The sequence below is a fragment of the Arthrobacter sp. P1_D4 genome (genome assembly GCF_056406115.1).
In genome coordinates, this window is record NZ_JBFUAU010000025.1 from 22,657 (window position 1) to 37,778 (window position 15,122).

The 15,122-nt window shown below is 63.1% G+C and carries 15 protein-coding genes and 3 pseudogenes; 7 read left to right on the forward strand and 11 right to left on the reverse strand.

The features are described from left to right. Positions 1 to 38: 38 nt before the first annotated feature. Both AC1D0A_RS20030 and AC1D0A_RS20035 read left to right on the forward strand, forming a co-directional pair. The gene (locus AC1D0A_RS20030) at positions 39 to 827 is read left to right on the forward strand and encodes an SDR family NAD(P)-dependent oxidoreductase (protein WP_476946629.1); all 789 of its coding nucleotides are present in this window, start codon (positions 39 to 41) and stop codon (positions 825 to 827) included. Positions 828 to 904: 77 nt separating this feature from the next. After that, on the forward strand, positions 905 to 1,762 hold the full coding sequence (locus AC1D0A_RS20035) for a PhzF family phenazine biosynthesis protein (protein ID WP_476946630.1): 858 nt from the start codon (positions 905 to 907) through the stop codon (positions 1,760 to 1,762). Positions 1,763 to 1,832: 70 nt separating this feature from the next. Here AC1D0A_RS20035 and AC1D0A_RS20040 read toward each other — a convergent pair whose 3' ends face one another. Further along, the gene (locus tag AC1D0A_RS20040; protein ID WP_243178486.1) at positions 1,833 to 2,504 is read right to left on the reverse strand and encodes a LysE family translocator; all 672 of its coding nucleotides are present in this window, start codon (positions 2,502 to 2,504) and stop codon (positions 1,833 to 1,835) included. A gap of 97 nt (positions 2,505 to 2,601) precedes the next feature. Between AC1D0A_RS20040 and AC1D0A_RS20045 the strand changes: the two genes are divergently transcribed. After that, the gene (locus tag AC1D0A_RS20045; protein WP_476946631.1) at positions 2,602 to 3,156 is read left to right on the forward strand and encodes a CGNR zinc finger domain-containing protein; all 555 of its coding nucleotides are present in this window, start codon (positions 2,602 to 2,604) and stop codon (positions 3,154 to 3,156) included. 183 nt (positions 3,157 to 3,339) lie between these two features. After that, entirely contained in the window at positions 3,340 to 3,537 is a 198-nt protein-coding gene (locus AC1D0A_RS20050; protein WP_476946632.1) for an antibiotic biosynthesis monooxygenase family protein, read from the forward strand. Positions 3,538 to 3,655: 118 nt separating this feature from the next. Here the strand turns inward: AC1D0A_RS20050 and AC1D0A_RS20055 are convergent, their stop codons facing one another. The 3 genes and pseudogenes from AC1D0A_RS20055 to AC1D0A_RS20065 form a co-directional block, all read right to left on the reverse strand. After that, positions 3,656 to 3,826, reverse strand: a complete 171-nt coding sequence (locus AC1D0A_RS20055) for a hypothetical protein (RefSeq protein WP_476946652.1) — start codon at positions 3,824 to 3,826, stop codon at positions 3,656 to 3,658. A 58-nt stretch (positions 3,827 to 3,884) separates the two neighbouring features. Beyond that, positions 3,885 to 4,130, reverse strand: a pseudogene (locus AC1D0A_RS20060) (GNAT family N-acetyltransferase); the annotation flags it as partial. A gap of 66 nt (positions 4,131 to 4,196) precedes the next feature. Continuing rightward, positions 4,197 to 4,428: pseudogene (locus AC1D0A_RS20065) on the reverse strand (recombinase family protein); the annotation flags it as partial. A gap of 167 nt (positions 4,429 to 4,595) precedes the next feature. Between AC1D0A_RS20065 and bioB the strand changes: the two are divergent. The 3 genes and pseudogenes from bioB to AC1D0A_RS20080 form a co-directional block, all read left to right on the forward strand. Continuing rightward, positions 4,596 to 5,621 carry a biotin synthase BioB gene (gene bioB, locus AC1D0A_RS20070; RefSeq protein WP_476946633.1) on the forward strand — a complete coding sequence of 342 codons (1,026 nt, stop codon included), beginning with the start codon at positions 4,596 to 4,598 and terminating at the stop codon, positions 5,619 to 5,621. Beyond that, positions 5,618 to 5,878, forward strand: coding sequence for a biotin synthase auxiliary protein BsaP (gene bsaP / locus AC1D0A_RS20075; protein WP_084476061.1), 261 nt, complete (start codon positions 5,618 to 5,620; stop codon positions 5,876 to 5,878). The genes bioB and bsaP overlap by 4 nt, the downstream gene beginning before the upstream one ends. A 624-nt stretch (positions 5,879 to 6,502) precedes the next feature. After that, positions 6,503 to 6,598 (forward strand): annotated as a pseudogene (locus AC1D0A_RS20080) (hypothetical protein); the annotation flags it as partial. A gap of 18 nt (positions 6,599 to 6,616) precedes the next feature. Here the strand turns inward: AC1D0A_RS20080 and AC1D0A_RS20085 are convergent. From AC1D0A_RS20085 to AC1D0A_RS20115, 7 genes are all read right to left on the reverse strand, one after another. Next, entirely contained in the window at positions 6,617 to 8,152 is a 1,536-nt protein-coding gene (locus AC1D0A_RS20085; RefSeq protein WP_476946634.1) for a glycoside hydrolase family 32 protein, read from the reverse strand. Then, on the reverse strand, positions 8,145 to 9,098 hold the full coding sequence (locus tag AC1D0A_RS20090) for a carbohydrate kinase family protein (protein ID WP_476946635.1): 954 nt from the start codon (positions 9,096 to 9,098) through the stop codon (positions 8,145 to 8,147). The genes AC1D0A_RS20085 and AC1D0A_RS20090 overlap by 8 nt, the downstream gene beginning before the upstream one ends. A 49-nt stretch (positions 9,099 to 9,147) precedes the next feature. After that, a complete protein-coding gene (locus tag AC1D0A_RS20095; protein ID WP_476944373.1) occupies positions 9,148 to 10,239 on the reverse strand; it encodes a LacI family DNA-binding transcriptional regulator in 1,092 nt (363 codons plus the stop codon). Positions 10,240 to 10,299: 60 nt separating this feature from the next. Then, positions 10,300 to 11,724, reverse strand: a complete 1,425-nt coding sequence (locus tag AC1D0A_RS20100; protein ID WP_476946636.1) for a right-handed parallel beta-helix repeat-containing protein — start codon at positions 11,722 to 11,724, stop codon at positions 10,300 to 10,302. A gap of 27 nt (positions 11,725 to 11,751) precedes the next feature. Further along, positions 11,752 to 12,582, reverse strand: coding sequence for a carbohydrate ABC transporter permease (locus AC1D0A_RS20105; protein WP_308197232.1), 831 nt, complete (start codon positions 12,580 to 12,582; stop codon positions 11,752 to 11,754). Positions 12,583 to 12,809: 227 nt separating this feature from the next. Then, positions 12,810 to 13,697, reverse strand: coding sequence for a carbohydrate ABC transporter permease (locus AC1D0A_RS20110; protein ID WP_243178500.1), 888 nt, complete (start codon positions 13,695 to 13,697; stop codon positions 12,810 to 12,812). Continuing rightward, positions 13,637 to 14,950 (reverse strand): ABC transporter substrate-binding protein, encoded by a 1,314-nt coding sequence (locus tag AC1D0A_RS20115; RefSeq protein ID WP_476946637.1) that lies wholly within the window; start codon positions 14,948 to 14,950, stop codon positions 13,637 to 13,639. Before AC1D0A_RS20115 ends, AC1D0A_RS20110 begins: the two co-directional genes overlap by 61 nt. Between the last annotated feature and the right edge of the window lie 172 nt (positions 14,951 to 15,122).

Below are 15,122 nucleotides of genomic sequence, written 5' to 3' on the forward strand. Positions count from 1 at the left end.
GGCTACATAGAGTGGCCGCCACACGGAATGGATTCGACATGACCATGAGCTACACCGGAACCACGGCACTCATCACTGGAGCGAGCTCCGGGCTCGGCGCGGAGTTTGCCGCACGATTTGCAGCGCGCGGGGCCAGCCTTGTGCTGGTCGCACGGCGGACCGACCGGCTTGAGGACCTCGCCCGGAAGCTGCGCGACTCGAGCGGCATTTCAGTGACTACGCTCTCGAAGGACTTAAGCCGTGCGGGAGCCGGAGCGGAACTCCGCGAGGAGCTCGCCGGCCGGGGCATCCGCATCGACACCCTGATCAACAACGCGGGCTTCGCCACGAGCGGCCCTTTGGTCAAGGAAGACCCCGCGGTCATCGCCTCGGAGATCTCCCTCAACGTGGCCTCTCTCGTTGAGACCACGCGGGCATTCCTCCCCGAGATGCTCGCCGCCGGGAGGGGCGCACTCATCAACGTGGCCAGTACCGCAGCTTTTCAGCCGGTACCTGGGATGGCGGTTTACGGAGCAACCAAGGCATTTGTCCTGAGCTTCACCGAAGCCGTGGCACATGAGACGAGGGAATCCGGCCTTCGCGTGCTCGCGCTCTGCCCGGGGGCTACCCGCACCGAGTTTTTCGATGTACTCGGGAGCCAGGCCGCAGCGGTCGGCCGGCTGCAGGGCGCCAGCGAGGTCATCGACACTGCCCTGCGCGCTCTCGATCGCCGCACTACACCCGTAAGCGTCGTCTCAGGCTTGGGAAATCGCCTGCTGGCCGGCATCGCCCAGCGCCTCCCCCGAAACATCTCCCTCGCCATGGCCGGCAGAGCCGTACAGGACTAGTGCTACTAGTCGCATTTCGCTTCGCCCTGTTGGTCTTCGCCACGCCCGTATCTTCACAACCCACCGAGGATGTAGCAATGAATCAGACACCCGACGTACTTCGTTATGCCGCCTTTACCACCACCCCCGACGGCGGAAATCCAGCGGGAGTAGTCCTGGACGCAACCCGCCTCGACGACGCCCGGATGCAGGCCATCGCGGCCGACATCGGGTATGCGGAAACGGTCTTTATCACCGAGGCGACGGTTGACGGAGACCCCCGCCGGAACCGTGTTCGGTACTTCTCCCCGATCGCCGAGGTGCCGTTTTGCGGCCATGCCACAATTGCTTTGGCCGTCGCGCTGTCAGGGCGAGATGGCGCGGGGACCTTTGTTTTCGAGACCCCGGTGGGGCCCGTCGTTATCGAGACTGCGGGCCAGGTCGCAGCGGTGACGGCCGGCTTCACGAGCGTGGAGCCGCGAGTGGCCGAGTTCCCCGATGGCGTCCTGAGCGCTCTGCTCGGGTTGCTCGGCGTGGACCGGGACGAGCTGCACCCCGGGTACCCTCCGATGATCGCTTTTGCCGGAAACTGGCACCCCATTCTCGTCTTCGCGGAACGAAAGACTTTTGACTCGTTCGTTTTCGACCCCGATCCCATGCGCACGCTGATGGATGCCCAGAACTGGGCCGGCACCGTCACGACGCTCTACGGGATGGGGCCGGACGAATTCGACTCGCGCAACCTCTTCCCGGTGGGCGCCATCACCGAAGATCCGGCGACCGGCTCGGCTGCCGCTGCCTTCGGCGGATACCTCCGCCTGCTCTCCCTCGTGGAACCGCCAAGCCGCGTGGTGGTGCGCCAGGGCAGCCACGTCGGCCGCCCGAGCAGACTCACCATTGATATTCCACCGCACGGCGGGATCATCGTGCACGGAGAAGCCGTCGAAATCGCTTGAGCCGTAGGGACTCCTTACTGCAGTGCGGGTGTGGGCACGCGGGCCCGGCGAACTCTCATCCTCAGAATCGCTATATGCGTGCTTTTTCTGGTACTTCCCGCGCGAGGAGGACCGCTACCAGGCCGAGCGCCGAACCGGTGACGCGCCGCTGCCACTTCGTCCAGTTCGGCCGGCCGGAGAGGAATGCAGAGATCGACCCGGCACCGAGGACGATCAGTGCGTTCACGAGTATGCTCACCGCGATCTGGATCGCTCCGAGGGAAAAGCCCTGGACAGTTGTTCCTCCACGGCCCGTATCGATGAACTGCGGAATGAGCGCAAGGTACATCACGGCTGTTTTTGGGTTCAGAAGGTTCGTGAGGAGGCCCATGCGGAAGAGCTTGCGTGCCGAATCGCGAGAGAGGGCGCGAACGTCGAAGACGCTGCGACCGCCGGGCTTGAGTGCCTGCCAGGCGAGGTAGGCCAAGTAGAGGACTCCCGCGGCTTTCATTGCCGCATAGAGCCACGGCACCGCTACGAACACCAACGCGAGCCCGAGGTTCGCCATCGTCATGTAGACGAGGAAGCCAGCACAGGTACCTGCGAGAGAAATCATTCCAGCCACTGGCCCTTGACTCACACTGCGCGAAACCAGGTAGACCATGTTCGGACCCGGCGTGAGCACCATGCCCAGTGCCGTTAGAGCCATCCCGCTTGCCGCGGCCATCGAAACCCCCGATCCGAGGTCCGTGGCCGCGATCACGCGCGCACCGTCCTGCTCGCTGGATACCTATATCGTGCCTGCGGATCGGCAGCCCAAGGAAAAATCATCATGCCTCCAACAATGATGTAATACCCTTATGCATCTCAACCCTTACGGTGAGTACGCGGTACTCCTTGCCGCCTCGTTGGCCAACGATTGGCCAGCCGACAGGGACGGCCTCGTGCAGCGGACTCGGGAGTTCGGTATGACGATGGACTACAGGCTCTCCGCCGGAGACGATCATGAGCAAACCCGCGCCGTCCTTGACGCGTGGCTCTCAGTCGTCGATGAACGCGATCCACGGAACAGGGCCGATCTGTTGAACGCCCAAATGGCTGCTGCCGCCGCCTATCCGCGCCTCACCGATCACGACGGCGAAGGATGGCATCTTCACTACCGCGACCTCGACCAGGCTCTCCCGCAGGTATTGCTCGCCGTGATCAGTGTCGGAACTGCACTGCACCTCAGCACTCGCGGCGCACATAGGCTCAGCCGGTGCGCCGCCGGGAAGTCGTCAGGTGATCCCTGCAGGGCGGTCGTGGTGGACGTCACCCGCAACGGTCGCCAGCGCTACTGCTCCGTGCGCTGCGCAAACCGTGACACCGTCCGCAAACACCGCGCCCGCGCGAAACAAGACCGCAACGCGCTGTAAGACGGTCCCCCCACGCCGCCGTTGGGCCGCTCCCCCGCCGAGCCAAGTCCCCTACAAATGCTGGCGTGACCGTTAACTTCGTTGGCGGGTGAAGCGCAGCAGAAATACCGGCTTCCCGTTCCGTTTCGGAATCCTGCGGCACGGGCGGGCGCGCCTGGGGTTCCTGTGTCGGAGACTCGCCCGGTGATTACCGAACACGCGCTTTTGCCGGTCAGCCCCGGTCAAGAACATGCCTTCGAGCTGGCGTTTAGCGAGGCGCGGTCCATCACCGCTTCGATGGCTGGCTTCCGGAATTTGTCGTTCTCGCGTTCGGTCGAGTCGCCGAGCACCTATTTGCTACTCGTTGACGGATTGCCGCGCCCTACTGCACGACTTCTATGAGGTCGAACCGTGGCCAAAGGCCGTCCGCCCTTTCTTCCAAGTCGGCCATCCAAGTCGCGATTTACGATTACCAGCAGGACCCGGGAGCCTCGCAGCTACTGTCGCCTTTGGCGAACGTTCAGAGGGAACAGGTTGTCCTGGGTACAAACTTCTGGTCCGTTTCGGCGACGAGGAAGACATCGATCGAATCCTCGTGCTCGTGGACGAATCCGTTGCGTTCGTAGAGACGTCTCGCCGGGCTGCCTTGGAGGACATTTAGCCGGAAAGGCCGATGATCGTGCTGCGCCATCAATACATGGCGCAGCACAGCGCCCCCCCAGACCCTGCCCTTGGTACTCCGGAGCTAGATAGAAGTGTTCAATCCATTTCTCATCCGATTCGGGGCGGACAGCAATGACACCCACCGCGGAGGCCTCAACTTCGATAACAAACGTGTGCGCTGGGTGAAAACCCGTGACGAAGCGCTCTCTGACGTGCACCGGATCCCAGCGTCCGAGCCGCTCGAGATCGGGACGCATGACTTGAGCGCGGAGCTCGGCAATCCATGAAGCGTCAGAGGGAAGGCTTGGGCGCAAAGACCAGACGGGCGGCATGTACTCATTGAAGCTGAAACTACTCGACACGACGAAATCCCGCAGGATCCCGGCCCGGTAGCTGTGGGCACGTTTCAATTCGGCGAAGGCTCCCACGACGCCGAAAGCATCAGGTTTGCCAGGGGCGAATCCTCCCCCGTGAAAGTCAGGTTTTCCTTGAGAAACTCGATCCTGACACCCTTCCGGGTGAGCTTCTGCACCAGGGACCGCGGTCGTCCAGGTTCCGGGCGAGCCGGTCCATGCTGTGCACGCCCAGGGTGTCACCGTCACGAATGAAGCGCAAGAGCTCCTCAAGCTGTCTGGGGTCGGAACAAACCCACGGGTGCACGCCGACTTATGAAATATACGATCGGGACCAATCCGGCAGCCGCCTGCTTGTAGACACCCGACAAAATCCTGCCGCCATTGGAAAACTAGCGTCTGCTTGGAGGAATATCCGCAGCTAATCAGCGCAAAGGACGATCAATGACGATGCAGGAAGATCCGGCGACCACCGGGTATGAGATTCTCGAAACCGCCCGCCGGCAGGTCCTCGAGGAAGGACGCGGGCTGACGCAGGAGCAGCTGGTGGAGGTTTTGCGACTGCCCGATGTTGCCCTTCCGGCGGCGCTGCAGCTGGCCCATGAGGTCAGGCTCAGGCATTGCGGCGAGGACGTGGAGGTTGAGGGCATCGTCTCCATCAAGACCGGCGGCTGTCCCGAGGACTGCCACTTCTGCAGCCAGTCGGGCCTGTTCGACTCCCCCGTACGCGGCGTGTGGCTGGACATCCCGGAACTGGTCAAGGCGGCCAAGGAAACGGCCGCCACCGGAGCCACCGAGTTCTGCATCGTGGCGGCGGTCCGCGGACCCGACATCAAACTGATGAACCAGATCAAATTCGCAATCGACCGCATCAACGAAGAAGTGGAGATCAACATCGCCTGCTCGCTGGGCATGCTCACTCAGCGCCAGGTCGACCAGCTCAAAGAATGGGGCGTGCACCGCTACAACCACAACCTCGAAACCGCACGCAGCTACTTCCCCGAGGTAGTCACCACCCACAGCTACGAAGAACGGCTTGAGACCTGCAACATGGTCAAGGCCGCCGGGATGGAACTGTGCTGCGGTGCCCTCATTGGTATGGGCGAATCCATCGAGCAGCGCGCAGAACTCGCCGCCCAGCTGGCAGCCCTGGAACCGCATGAGGTCCCGCTGAACTTCCTGAACCCCCGGCCCGGGACACCGCTGGAAAACCAAGGCATCATGGACGGCAAGGACGCCCTCCGGGCGATCGCCGCGTTCCGCCTGGCGATGCCCCGCACCGTGCTGCGCTACGCCGGCGGCCGGGAACTGACCCTCGGGGACCTCGGCACCCGCGAAGGCCTCATGGGCGGCATCAACGCCGTCATCGTCGGCAACTACCTCACCACCTTGGGCCGTCCCGCGGAAGCTGACCTGAACCTGCTGGTCGAGCTGAACATGCCCATCAAGGAACTCCAGAAGACACTATGAACCGGGCTTCGACGAGCTCAACCACCGGCGATGCAGCGAGCTCAACCACCGACTCCACCCCTAACTTTTGCGGCCACTGCGGCGAGCCGGACGACGGCGGCTCCCGGCCGCCGTCGGACCCTCACCTTCCCTGCCGGGAACTCCTGGTACTGGAACCCCCGCGTTATTGCGCCGCCTGCGGGCGGCGGATGAAGGTCCAGGTCACACCGACGGGCTGGAGCGCGGAGTGCTCCCGCCACGGGGTTCTGGTCCGATGACGCAGGGTTCGGCGCAGATGGGCCTGATCCGGCGGGACCGCGCACGCCTGTGGCACCCTTATGCCCCGGCGTCCCCGGATCTTCCGTTGTGGGAGGTCGAGGCGGCCAGCTCACCCCCCACGCCGCCGGTAAACAAGGAGTCCGGAGAAAAGATCTTCAAGAAATCCCTGCAGGTCATGTCGTCAGCAGGACCGCGCGACATGTACAGGACCAACCACGCCCAGCACAACCAGCCAGAAAGGAGACCCGGATGACGCCACTTCCCAGCAGGCGGAGGACTGACCAGCCAGGGCTCTGAACCCGCAACCCAAATAACCGAACAGGTCACCGCGGCGGCCAGGCACCAGCCGCGACAAGCGTCAGAGGGACCCACTCCGGTCGACGTACACCCGTTAAAGCAAAAACCCCTCTGACGAGGGGGTTGCTGTGCCCGAGGTGGGACTCGAACTGCATTCCCTCCCTGGCAAACACTGGACTCCCGCGGAAACGTGCGGAATCCGGCCCGATCCGACCACTGTACGACCCGATCCGGGCCGGCCTGTCAAAGTACCTCTCCGGGGTGGGGGTCGGGACGTCCCCATGCCCTCGGCACCGGACTTTCCAGGGCAACAGTAGGCTCAGAAAATGATTGGACGAGTAGATGAGGTCGCAGTGGATTGCCAAAGCCCGGCCGCACTTGCGGACTTCTGGTCCTCGGTCCTCAGTGGCGAACCAGTGCACTGCAGTGCGGGGCTGTCATTAGGACAAGGCCGTGACGGCCAGTCTCCGAACAATGGCCGTGCCGCCCTCCACGCACACGTCGGTGCCCAGGTTCCCGGACAGGGGGAAGACCAGATCGCTCAGGACCACCTTGCCGTCTTGGGCGAAGACCTCCACCGAGCACTGGTCGACGACGACGCTGAGCCTTAGTACACCGTCGTCGAGCTTCATGGGCGCTGACTCCGCCGAGGCGAACTTTCCGTGGAAGGCGGTGTTTCCGGAGTTGCGGCGATCCAGGGTGAGCCGGCTCGTAGCGGCATCGAAGCTGAGAACCGTTGCGGCGCTCCCGCCCGATCCGCCGAGAAGCCTGAAAGCAACGGTCCGGGCCGTGCCGGGCAGGATCTCGGCCTCGATCAGCTGGGCTGATCCGGGCGCCGCGGCGGGCAGTTGCACCAGGGAGTCGTGAAGTTTCAGGTCGTGGATGGTGCCGGCCGGCTCCCCACAGTCCAACGGCAGCACCGGGCGCTGCACCAGGCGCGGCAAACCGTCGACCGTCGCGAGTTCGACCTCGCGGGCAAGCGACATCCCGGAGCGCCACGGGGACGTGGGCAAAGAGTTGGCATAGTCCCAGTTGTTCATCCAGCCGATCATGATGCGGCGGTTCTCCGGGGCGTTGCTGAAGGAGACAGCGGCATAGTAGTCACGTCCCCAGTCGAGCCACAGGCAGTGTCTGAGATCCGTGGTCCCGTCGGCATCCGCTGGAGCAAGTGAATCAGAGTCGGCGGTGAACTGCACCCCATCGAAGTCGCCGACGAAGTACTGCCCTCCGGAGCCGCCGGCCACGGCACCCGGGTTGATGTTGACCACCAGGACCCACTTGACGTTGTCCGGGTCTCCGTCGACGGGGAGCGGGAACAGGTCGGGGCATTCCCATTCGCCTCCTGTGGCGTTTGCGGGGCCGAAGGTGCTCAGGTATTCCCAGTCCTTGAGGTTGGCCGAGCGGTACAGCACAACCTGCTGGTGCTGGGCCTCCACCGCCACCATGACCCAGCAGGAACCGGCCGGTACCTCGTAGCGGAACACCTTGGGGTCCCGGAAATGGGCCGAGCCGCGGCCAAGCACCGGGTTGCCAGCGTATTTGCTCCACGTCATGCCGGCGTCCGTGGAGAACGCGAGAGACTGGGCTTGTGTCCCCTGGTGCACCGAGCCTTCCTTGAAGGCGCTCGTGTAGGTGGCCACGAGGGCCGGATCTTCCACCGTGCCGAATCCCGAGGTATTGCCGTGGTCCACCACGATACTGCCGGAAAAGACGTCTTCATCCTCGTCGCAGGCGATGGCAACCGGGTGTTCGGTCCAGTGCAGAAGGTCGGTTGAGGTGGCGTGTCCCCAGGACATGTTGCCCCAGACGTTGTCGAAGGGGTTGTTTTGGTAGAAGAGATGGTAGACGCCCTGGTGCCACACCAGTCCGTTGGGGTCGTTCAGCCACGTGTTCTTGGCTGTGTAGTGAAGTATCGGCCGGATGTTGGGGGCGGTGTCTTCGGCGGGGCTGGCAGGGTGCGTTGTTGTTTCAGTCATGGGAGTTCTTTCGGGAAGTTTGGGCCAGTTCCAGGGATCGGATCAGTTCTGCCCGTGTTGGCGGGTTCGCTCCGTGCCGTCCGACGGTTATGGCCGCAGCGAGCGAGGCGGCTGTTCCCAGGCGGGTGAGTTTGCCGTAGCCGAAATCGTCCTCGGGGTCCTCGATGAGGCCCTCGATAAGCGATGACATGTAAGAGTCGCCTGCGCCGACAGTGTCTTTGACGACCACTGGCGATGCCGGCACTTCGATCTCGGCGGCATTCGACCGCAGATAGGATCCGGATGCGCCATCCGTGATGATTGCCAGTTCTGTCCCGAGATCAAGCAGCCGCCGCGCGATGTCGTGAGGGGACGTGCCGGGGTAGAGCCACTGGGCATCGTCCGTACTGAGCTTCACGACCGTAGCCAGGGCAACTGTGTGTTCGAAGGTCCTGAGCGCTTCAGCGTGGCTGTGGAGCAGTGTCGGGCGGATGTTGGGGTCGTACGTGATCAAGCAGCGGCGGGAGAACAGTTCCAGCAAGGACCGGACTTGGGTTGCTCCGGGTTCCATGAAGGAGGCCAGTGACCCCGTGTGCAGCACCTTCGGGAGGAACGTGGGGCTGATTTGGGGGAGGTTCCATTCGAAGTCGAATTCGTACTCTGCGGAACCACTGCTGTCCAGAAGCGCCCGGGCAGTGGATGTGCGGTTGAGGTGCTCGGCTCCCGGAAGCAGGCGTACTCCTGCGGTGGCCAGGTGCCGTTGGATGCTCTTGCTGCGTTCATCTCTGCCCAGCGCGGTGAGGAATGCGGTGCTGACGCCTAGCCGACCGAGTCCGAACGCGACGTTCATACCCGATCCGCCTGGAAACTCGATGGGCCCTGCGGCGGTGTCAATGATGTCGATTATGGCCTCGCCGACGACGACGACATCCGTTTCAGGGCAGGGGGGAACTGGGGTGCTGTGCATTTGAGGTCCTTGGAGGGTTGTGCGCGTCTCTTACTGGACGCGCTCGAGGTCAGGTGTTGGCGTGTGTAGACGAGTCCGGTGCCGCTCTGCTGGCAGCGTCCGTATGTTTTGGGGAGGCGACGGAATCGCGAAGGACCATGGGACAGGGAAGAGTGGTCGGGTGAGCGGCGAACAGGTGCAGGTCGGTTTTTCCCTCGATGGCGTCGATCAGGTTTTCGGTTGCCCATGCGCCCATTTCGTAGTGGGGCAGGGCGACGGTTGTCAGTGCGGGGTAGAGGTTTTCGGCGATGAGTTGTTGGTTGTCGAAACCGACGAAGGAAATGTCGTCCGGAATCCTGAGACCAAGTTCACCGGCGGCCCGGTACGCCCCCATGGCCATGCGGTCGTTGTAGCAGAACACGGCCGTGGGCCGGTTCGGGGGTTTCAGGAGGCGCAGCGCCGCCTGGTAACCCCCGGAAACTTCCGAGTGCTCGGACTGGACCAGTTCTGCGTGGAACGGCAGCCCGGCATCTGCCAGCGTGTCCTTGAAGGCCCTGAGCCGGGAGTGAGTTGCTGGCACGTCGTCGGTGTTGTTGAGCATGCCGATCCGGGTGTGCCCGGCGTCGATCAGGGTTTGCACGGCTGACCGTGCACCGCCGATTTCGTCGGGGATAACGGAGGAAACAGTTTGGCTGATGTCTTCGGAGTCCACCAGGACTGCCGGGAGTCCGACGAGGTTCTTGGGGACGGCCAGTTTGCGGTGATACATCGTGGCGTACAGAATGCCGTCTACCTGCCGGTCCAGCAGATCCGCCACATCACTTTCCCTGGAATCCTGGGAGCTGGTGCTGGTGGAGTTGATGATCATGATGTTGTATCCGCGGGCCCGCGCCGTTTCCTCGGCCCCGAGGATGATCCTGCCTGCGTGGGGGGTGGTGGCGATTTCCTCGCTGATGAACCCGATCATCCCGGAGCGTTGGGTGCGCAGGGCCTGGGCGAGCCGGTTGGGCCCGTAACCCAGCCGTTGGGCCGCTTCGTGGACCCGTTCCCTCGTCTCCACCCCCACCCGGGCGTAGGCAACGTCATTGAGGACGTGGGAGACCGTCGTGACAGAGACGCCGGCTGCGGCTGCCACGTCCTTGATGCCAACCGACTTGTTCATTTGTCTCCCACGTCCTTATGTTGATGCTGATTCTACGTCCGGGTAATTGCTTAGTGCGTTTTATTCGTCCCAGGGGCCGGATGGCGATCCCCGGGGGTCTCGCCGGGCCTGAGCCGGATACTGGTCCACAAGTGCATGTGCCGCCTCGACACCGATCGTGGGTGTGGCCCTAAAGGCGTTAACAGCCCTGTCTGCGATAACTTGGGCGTCACTTCCGGAATCAAGGATCGTATTCCGCGCTGATTCGGAATCGACCATGACGGCCGTAACGGCGAGGCCGTCCGAAGCCTCGGTCGTCAACAGAGCGTCCACCTGAGCCGAGAAACAGGAGTCACTTGACTTGGAGTGAACGTCCATCGCCACCACGTGGTTGTTGGAGACGAAGTTGCCAACCCCCGCCATCAGCCGGATGATGACAGGCGTCGCACCTGTCGGCCGGATGCTCTGTGAGTCGATGATCTGGGAGAAGTGGTTGCCGACGACAGAGTTGTTGCTGCCGCTGACACAGAGAAGTCCGTTGAGGTCATTCAGTCCGTTGTCGACTCCCAGGAAGGGCGTCCAGGGCTCATGGTCACGCAGGAAGTGGTTCGTGGCCACGAGGTTTTCCGAACTATTCGCTTCGAGAATCAGCATCCCAGGGTAGAACGAATGCAAACGGTTGTTGGTGATGCTTGAACGCGTGACGCCGTTGAGATGGACGCTGCTCGCCCCGCGGGGGAAGATGTTGTTCGCGGTTATCAGGAGCCCGCCGTGGTTCTCGGCGTAGATCGAGTGACCCTTGAAGCCTGCTCCGACCAGGTTGTCGGTGATCTTTGATGCCTGTCCCCACCCGCGCAGCTCGATGCAGCTTCCGCATTCAGCGATGAAGTTGTCGTGAACGGAAAGAGCGTCCGCGTTGTAGATGGTGAGGGCGTTTTCAAGGTAGACGAACCCCATGCCGGTTACGCGGAATGAGTCATTGGCGTTCGCGACATAGATACCGGTCTTGCCGTTGACGTAGGTGTTCTCCGGATGCATCCCCGAGCCGTCCGAGTTGAAGTGCAACCCGTCGATGCAGAAGTTGGAGAACTCGACCGAGCTGATCCGCGGACTCCCGCTTCGCTCAACGTAGAAGGCGGCTCCCTTGGATTCCTCCCCGTCTCCGCCGAGGGGAATGTCGACGAGAATGCGACTCCCTCCGGGCCACAGCTCATGCAAGTCGGGCCATTCGTCTTCGGGAACGTTGAACCGGATGCTCGACGACGTAAAGCCGTGTCCCGACCCATGGATCCTGAGGAAGCTGACGTCGATCACCACCTGCGTACGAAGGTGGTAGTCCCCGGGCGGAATGTAGATCACCGCGCCTGGCTTTCCTCCGTTATTCGCATCGGTGACCGTCTGCCGGTCTTTGATGTCAGCGATGATGCTGTTGATTACTTCACCGACGTCCTCGGACGGATTGCCGACGGGCCACGTAGTCACGTCGTAGCAGTTGTTGCTTGACATAGGTTCTTCCCTTTGTGCTGTGGTTTCTCAGCCCTTGACGGCGCCGAGCGTCATGCCTGCGACGATCTTGCGCTGCAGGAGAAGTGTGAGGAGGATGACCGGAATCGAGTAGACGGCGGCCAGCGCCGTCATGGATCCCCAGTCGAGTCCGAACTGGGTCTGGAAATTCGCGATAACCACGGGGGTGGTCTGGGAACGGACCGCGGTCATCAGGAGGGCGAAGAGGAACTCGTTCCAGGAGGCCAGGAAGGCGAAGATCGCGGTGACTGCGATGCCGCCGGAGACCACCGGGATGACCACCCGCCAGAGGGCGCCGAGCCTGCTGCACCCGTCCACTGTGGCCGCCTCTTCAAGGTCATTGGGAACTGCCTCGAAGAAGCTGGACATGAGCCAGATGGACAGTGGCAGCGAGATGGTGGTGTGCGCGATGGACAGCGCGATCGGGGTGTCCGCGAGTCCCGCAGAGGACATCATCGATGCCAACGGGATGCCGATGGCGACCGGCGGGACCATCCGTGTGACCAGTGCGGCCATGATGAACACCCGGCCACTCGGTGTCTTGTAGCGGGTGATCCCGTACGCCGCGGGAACCGCCAGGACCAGGGACAGCAGGGTGCTGATGATGGCGGTCTGGGCGCTGTTGATGAACGAGGCCAGAACTCCGCTGCGGCCCAGGGCGTTGGTGTAGTTCTCCAGCGTCCATTCCTTGGGAAGGATGGTGGGCGGCACCGCGATGGTGTCGATCGGCGCCTTGAAGGAAGTGAACAGCAGGTAGAGGAACGGGAATCCGTAGAGGACCATCGCCGCTGCAAGGATGATCCACAGCAGGGTGCGGGTGCTGCGTCTGCCGGCTTCCAGGCCTTCGGCGTGGTGATTTCTACGGCGGGGACGACCCGTGCCCGAGACTGCCGAAGTGGGCGTCGCCGGCTCGACCGTCAGGGCTCCGGTGGGGGCAGCACCGGCAGTGGCACCGGACGCCTTGGTGCCGGTGGCCGGGATGGCCGAGACGGCGCCTGCGGGCCGGGGGCGGTAGGCCACCGCCTCAGCGGCAAAACTGTCGTTGATGGGGGTTTCGGCGGTGCTCATCAGTTGTCCTTCCCTGGGCGCCAGATGGTCGCGACGGCGAAGAACGCGACGCCGAGCATGGCCAGCAGGTAGATGGTGCCCATGGCGCTGGCCAGTCCTGGATCGCCGAAGCGGATCATGGTGCGGTAGATCAGCAGGCTCATGGTTTCGGAGGCGGACTGCGGGCCGCCGTTGGTCTGGATCAGGATGGTGTCAAAGGCCCTGGCTGCGTCGATGCCGCGCACAACCAATGCCACTGCGATGACTGGGCGCAGGAGCGGCAGGATGATGCTGCAGAGCAGGGTTGGGGCCTTGGCGCCGTCGAGCCGGGCCGCCTCGATGAGGTCGCCGGGGATGTTCTGGAGGCCGGCGAAGAGAATGAGGCACATGAAGGAGGTGGTAAGCCAGATATCCGGGACGGCCACGGAAAACAGCACGATGTCCGGGTTGGAGAGCCAGCCGATCTGGTTGGGGTTCTGCAGGATTCCCGCCTGGTGCAGGAGGGTGCCGATGAGCCCGAAGTTGTCGATCATCAGGAATTTCCACAGCAGGCCGGCGACGATGGGCGCGATCATCAGCGGGTAAAGGAACACCGTCCGCCAGACCTCGGATTTCCGGCCAAGGGCCGTGAACAGAAGGGCCATTCCCAGCCCGAGGGCGAACTCAAGGGCGACCACCACGAGGGTGTAGGCCAGGGTGCGCCAGCCGGCGCCCATGAATGCTTCGGAGGCGAAGGCGCGGATGTAGTTGTCCAGGCCGACGAAGTCGCGGGGGCCCCCGGCGATCGGGGAGATCTTGAAGAGGCTGTCTGCCACGAGGCGGAACAGCGGGTAGGCCACAAATACTGTCAGGAACAGGGCCGCCGGCGCCATGAGGTACAGGGCGAAGCGGCGATCGGAGATACGCACGGTTTTCTCTTCCGATGGTTGGGGCCGCGGCCGGCACTAGTGTTTCGGTGCAGCATGGGAACCAAGACGGTGTCCACTATCTGCTGCCATTTGGCAGTGGCAGGGCGCGTGGCCGTTGCCTGGCCCTTGAGGGTCTCGATAAGCGGCTTGAAGCTCTCGTAGCCGGGCTTGTCCTGGTACTTCTCGAAGGCCGAGATGCGGGAGGCCAGGCCGAGGCTGGATTCGATGCCCAGGTCGTTATGGTCATAGGCGCACTTGACGAACTTCTTGGCAGCGTCGCTGTTCTTGGTTGCCTTGGGCACAGAGAGGTACCAGGGGCCGGGAACACCGGCAACACCGGCGGAGCCGCCGATCATCGGAGCGGCGCCGACCTTGCCCGCGACCGGGGAATCCTTGGGGATCTGGCGGTAGGCGTGGGCCCAGAACCGGGTCATCGCGGTCTTGCCCTGGTTGAACAGGTTCTGCGCTGCTGCCCAGTCGACCTGAGCGGCGCCGGGAGGGGCGGACTTGACCAGGCTGGTGTAGAAGTCGAGCGCGTCCTTGTGCGCGGCGTTGTCGATCACAACGTTGTTGTTCGCATCGAGGACCATCGGGGAACCGGCCTGGAGGACATGGGCCAGCCATTCGGTTTCGACGCCGCCCTTCACGTCTGTGCCGTACATGCCGTCCTTGGTGAAGAATTCGGAGATGTCCTGGTATTGCTTCCACGTAGTCGGAGCGGCGAGGTCGTAACCGAACTTGGCCTTGAAGTCGGTCTTGTTCTTGGCGTCCTCGAAGAGGTCCTTGCGGTACAGGATGATTTCGGAGTTGGTCCAGGCCGGCATGCCGATAAAGTGCCCGTCCACGTTCGCTTCCTTCACGAGCGCGGGGAAGATGTCCTTCTTCGCCTCGTCGGTGAAGAGCTCGTCGATGGGCTGGACGGCGTCCTTGAAGCTGGGAAGCCAGACGGAGTCCAGCGCGGCGACGTCGAAGGAGACGTTGCCGGAGGAGAACTCGCTGGAGAGCCTGTTGAACATGCCGTCGTAAGGAAGTTCGACGAAGTTGACGTTGATGCCTGTATCTTTCGTGCACTGTTCGGCGACGCCTGTCAGTTCGGCGTGGCCACCGGCCTCGACGAGGACGTTGACGGTGCTCGCGGCGCTACCCGACGTCGCAGCCGGGCCCCCCGCCCCGCAGGCGGTTGCTGCCAGAAGCACCGCGGTGGACAGCCCGCCAAGGGCGGCGATCCGGGAAATCGTGGTTCGAGAGGACATCGCTGTCGACTCCCTTTCTTTTGAACGGAATCTACGGTTGGGGTGGAGCTGGGAAACTTCAAGTCTCAGTGAAAAACCGTTTTGCCAAATCGACTTGGCATCACATTAGGGGCGGCGACGGATGCGTGTCAAGCATCACATCGAAATCCTGCGGACCCTTGACGACGCTATG

Excerpts from the sequence above, each read along its gene's own strand:
- AC1D0A_RS20115 (WP_476946637.1), bottom strand. The coding sequence starts at position 14,950 with ATGTCCTCTCGAACCACGATTTCCCGGATCGCCGCCCTTGGCGGGCTG.
- AC1D0A_RS20030 (WP_476946629.1), top strand. The coding sequence starts at position 39 with ATGACCATGAGCTACACCGGAACCACGGCACTCATCACTGGAGCGAGC.
- AC1D0A_RS20035 (WP_476946630.1), top strand. The coding sequence starts at position 905 with ATGAATCAGACACCCGACGTACTTCGTTATGCCGCCTTTACCACCACC.
- AC1D0A_RS20090 (WP_476946635.1), bottom strand. The coding sequence starts at position 9,098 with ATGCACAGCACCCCAGTTCCCCCCTGCCCTGAAACGGATGTCGTCGTC.
- AC1D0A_RS20085 (WP_476946634.1), bottom strand. The coding sequence starts at position 8,152 with ATGACTGAAACAACAACGCACCCTGCCAGCCCCGCCGAAGACACCGCC.
- AC1D0A_RS20100 (WP_476946636.1), bottom strand. The coding sequence starts at position 11,724 with ATGTCAAGCAACAACTGCTACGACGTGACTACGTGGCCCGTCGGCAAT.
- bsaP (WP_084476061.1), top strand. The coding sequence starts at position 5,618 with ATGAACCGGGCTTCGACGAGCTCAACCACCGGCGATGCAGCGAGCTCA.
- AC1D0A_RS20095 (WP_476944373.1), bottom strand. The coding sequence starts at position 10,239 with ATGAACAAGTCGGTTGGCATCAAGGACGTGGCAGCCGCAGCCGGCGTC.
- AC1D0A_RS20055 (WP_476946652.1), bottom strand. The coding sequence starts at position 3,826 with ATGGCGCAGCACGATCATCGGCCTTTCCGGCTAAATGTCCTCCAAGGC.
- bioB (WP_476946633.1), top strand. The coding sequence starts at position 4,596 with ATGACGATGCAGGAAGATCCGGCGACCACCGGGTATGAGATTCTCGAA.
- AC1D0A_RS20045 (WP_476946631.1), top strand. The coding sequence starts at position 2,602 with ATGCATCTCAACCCTTACGGTGAGTACGCGGTACTCCTTGCCGCCTCG.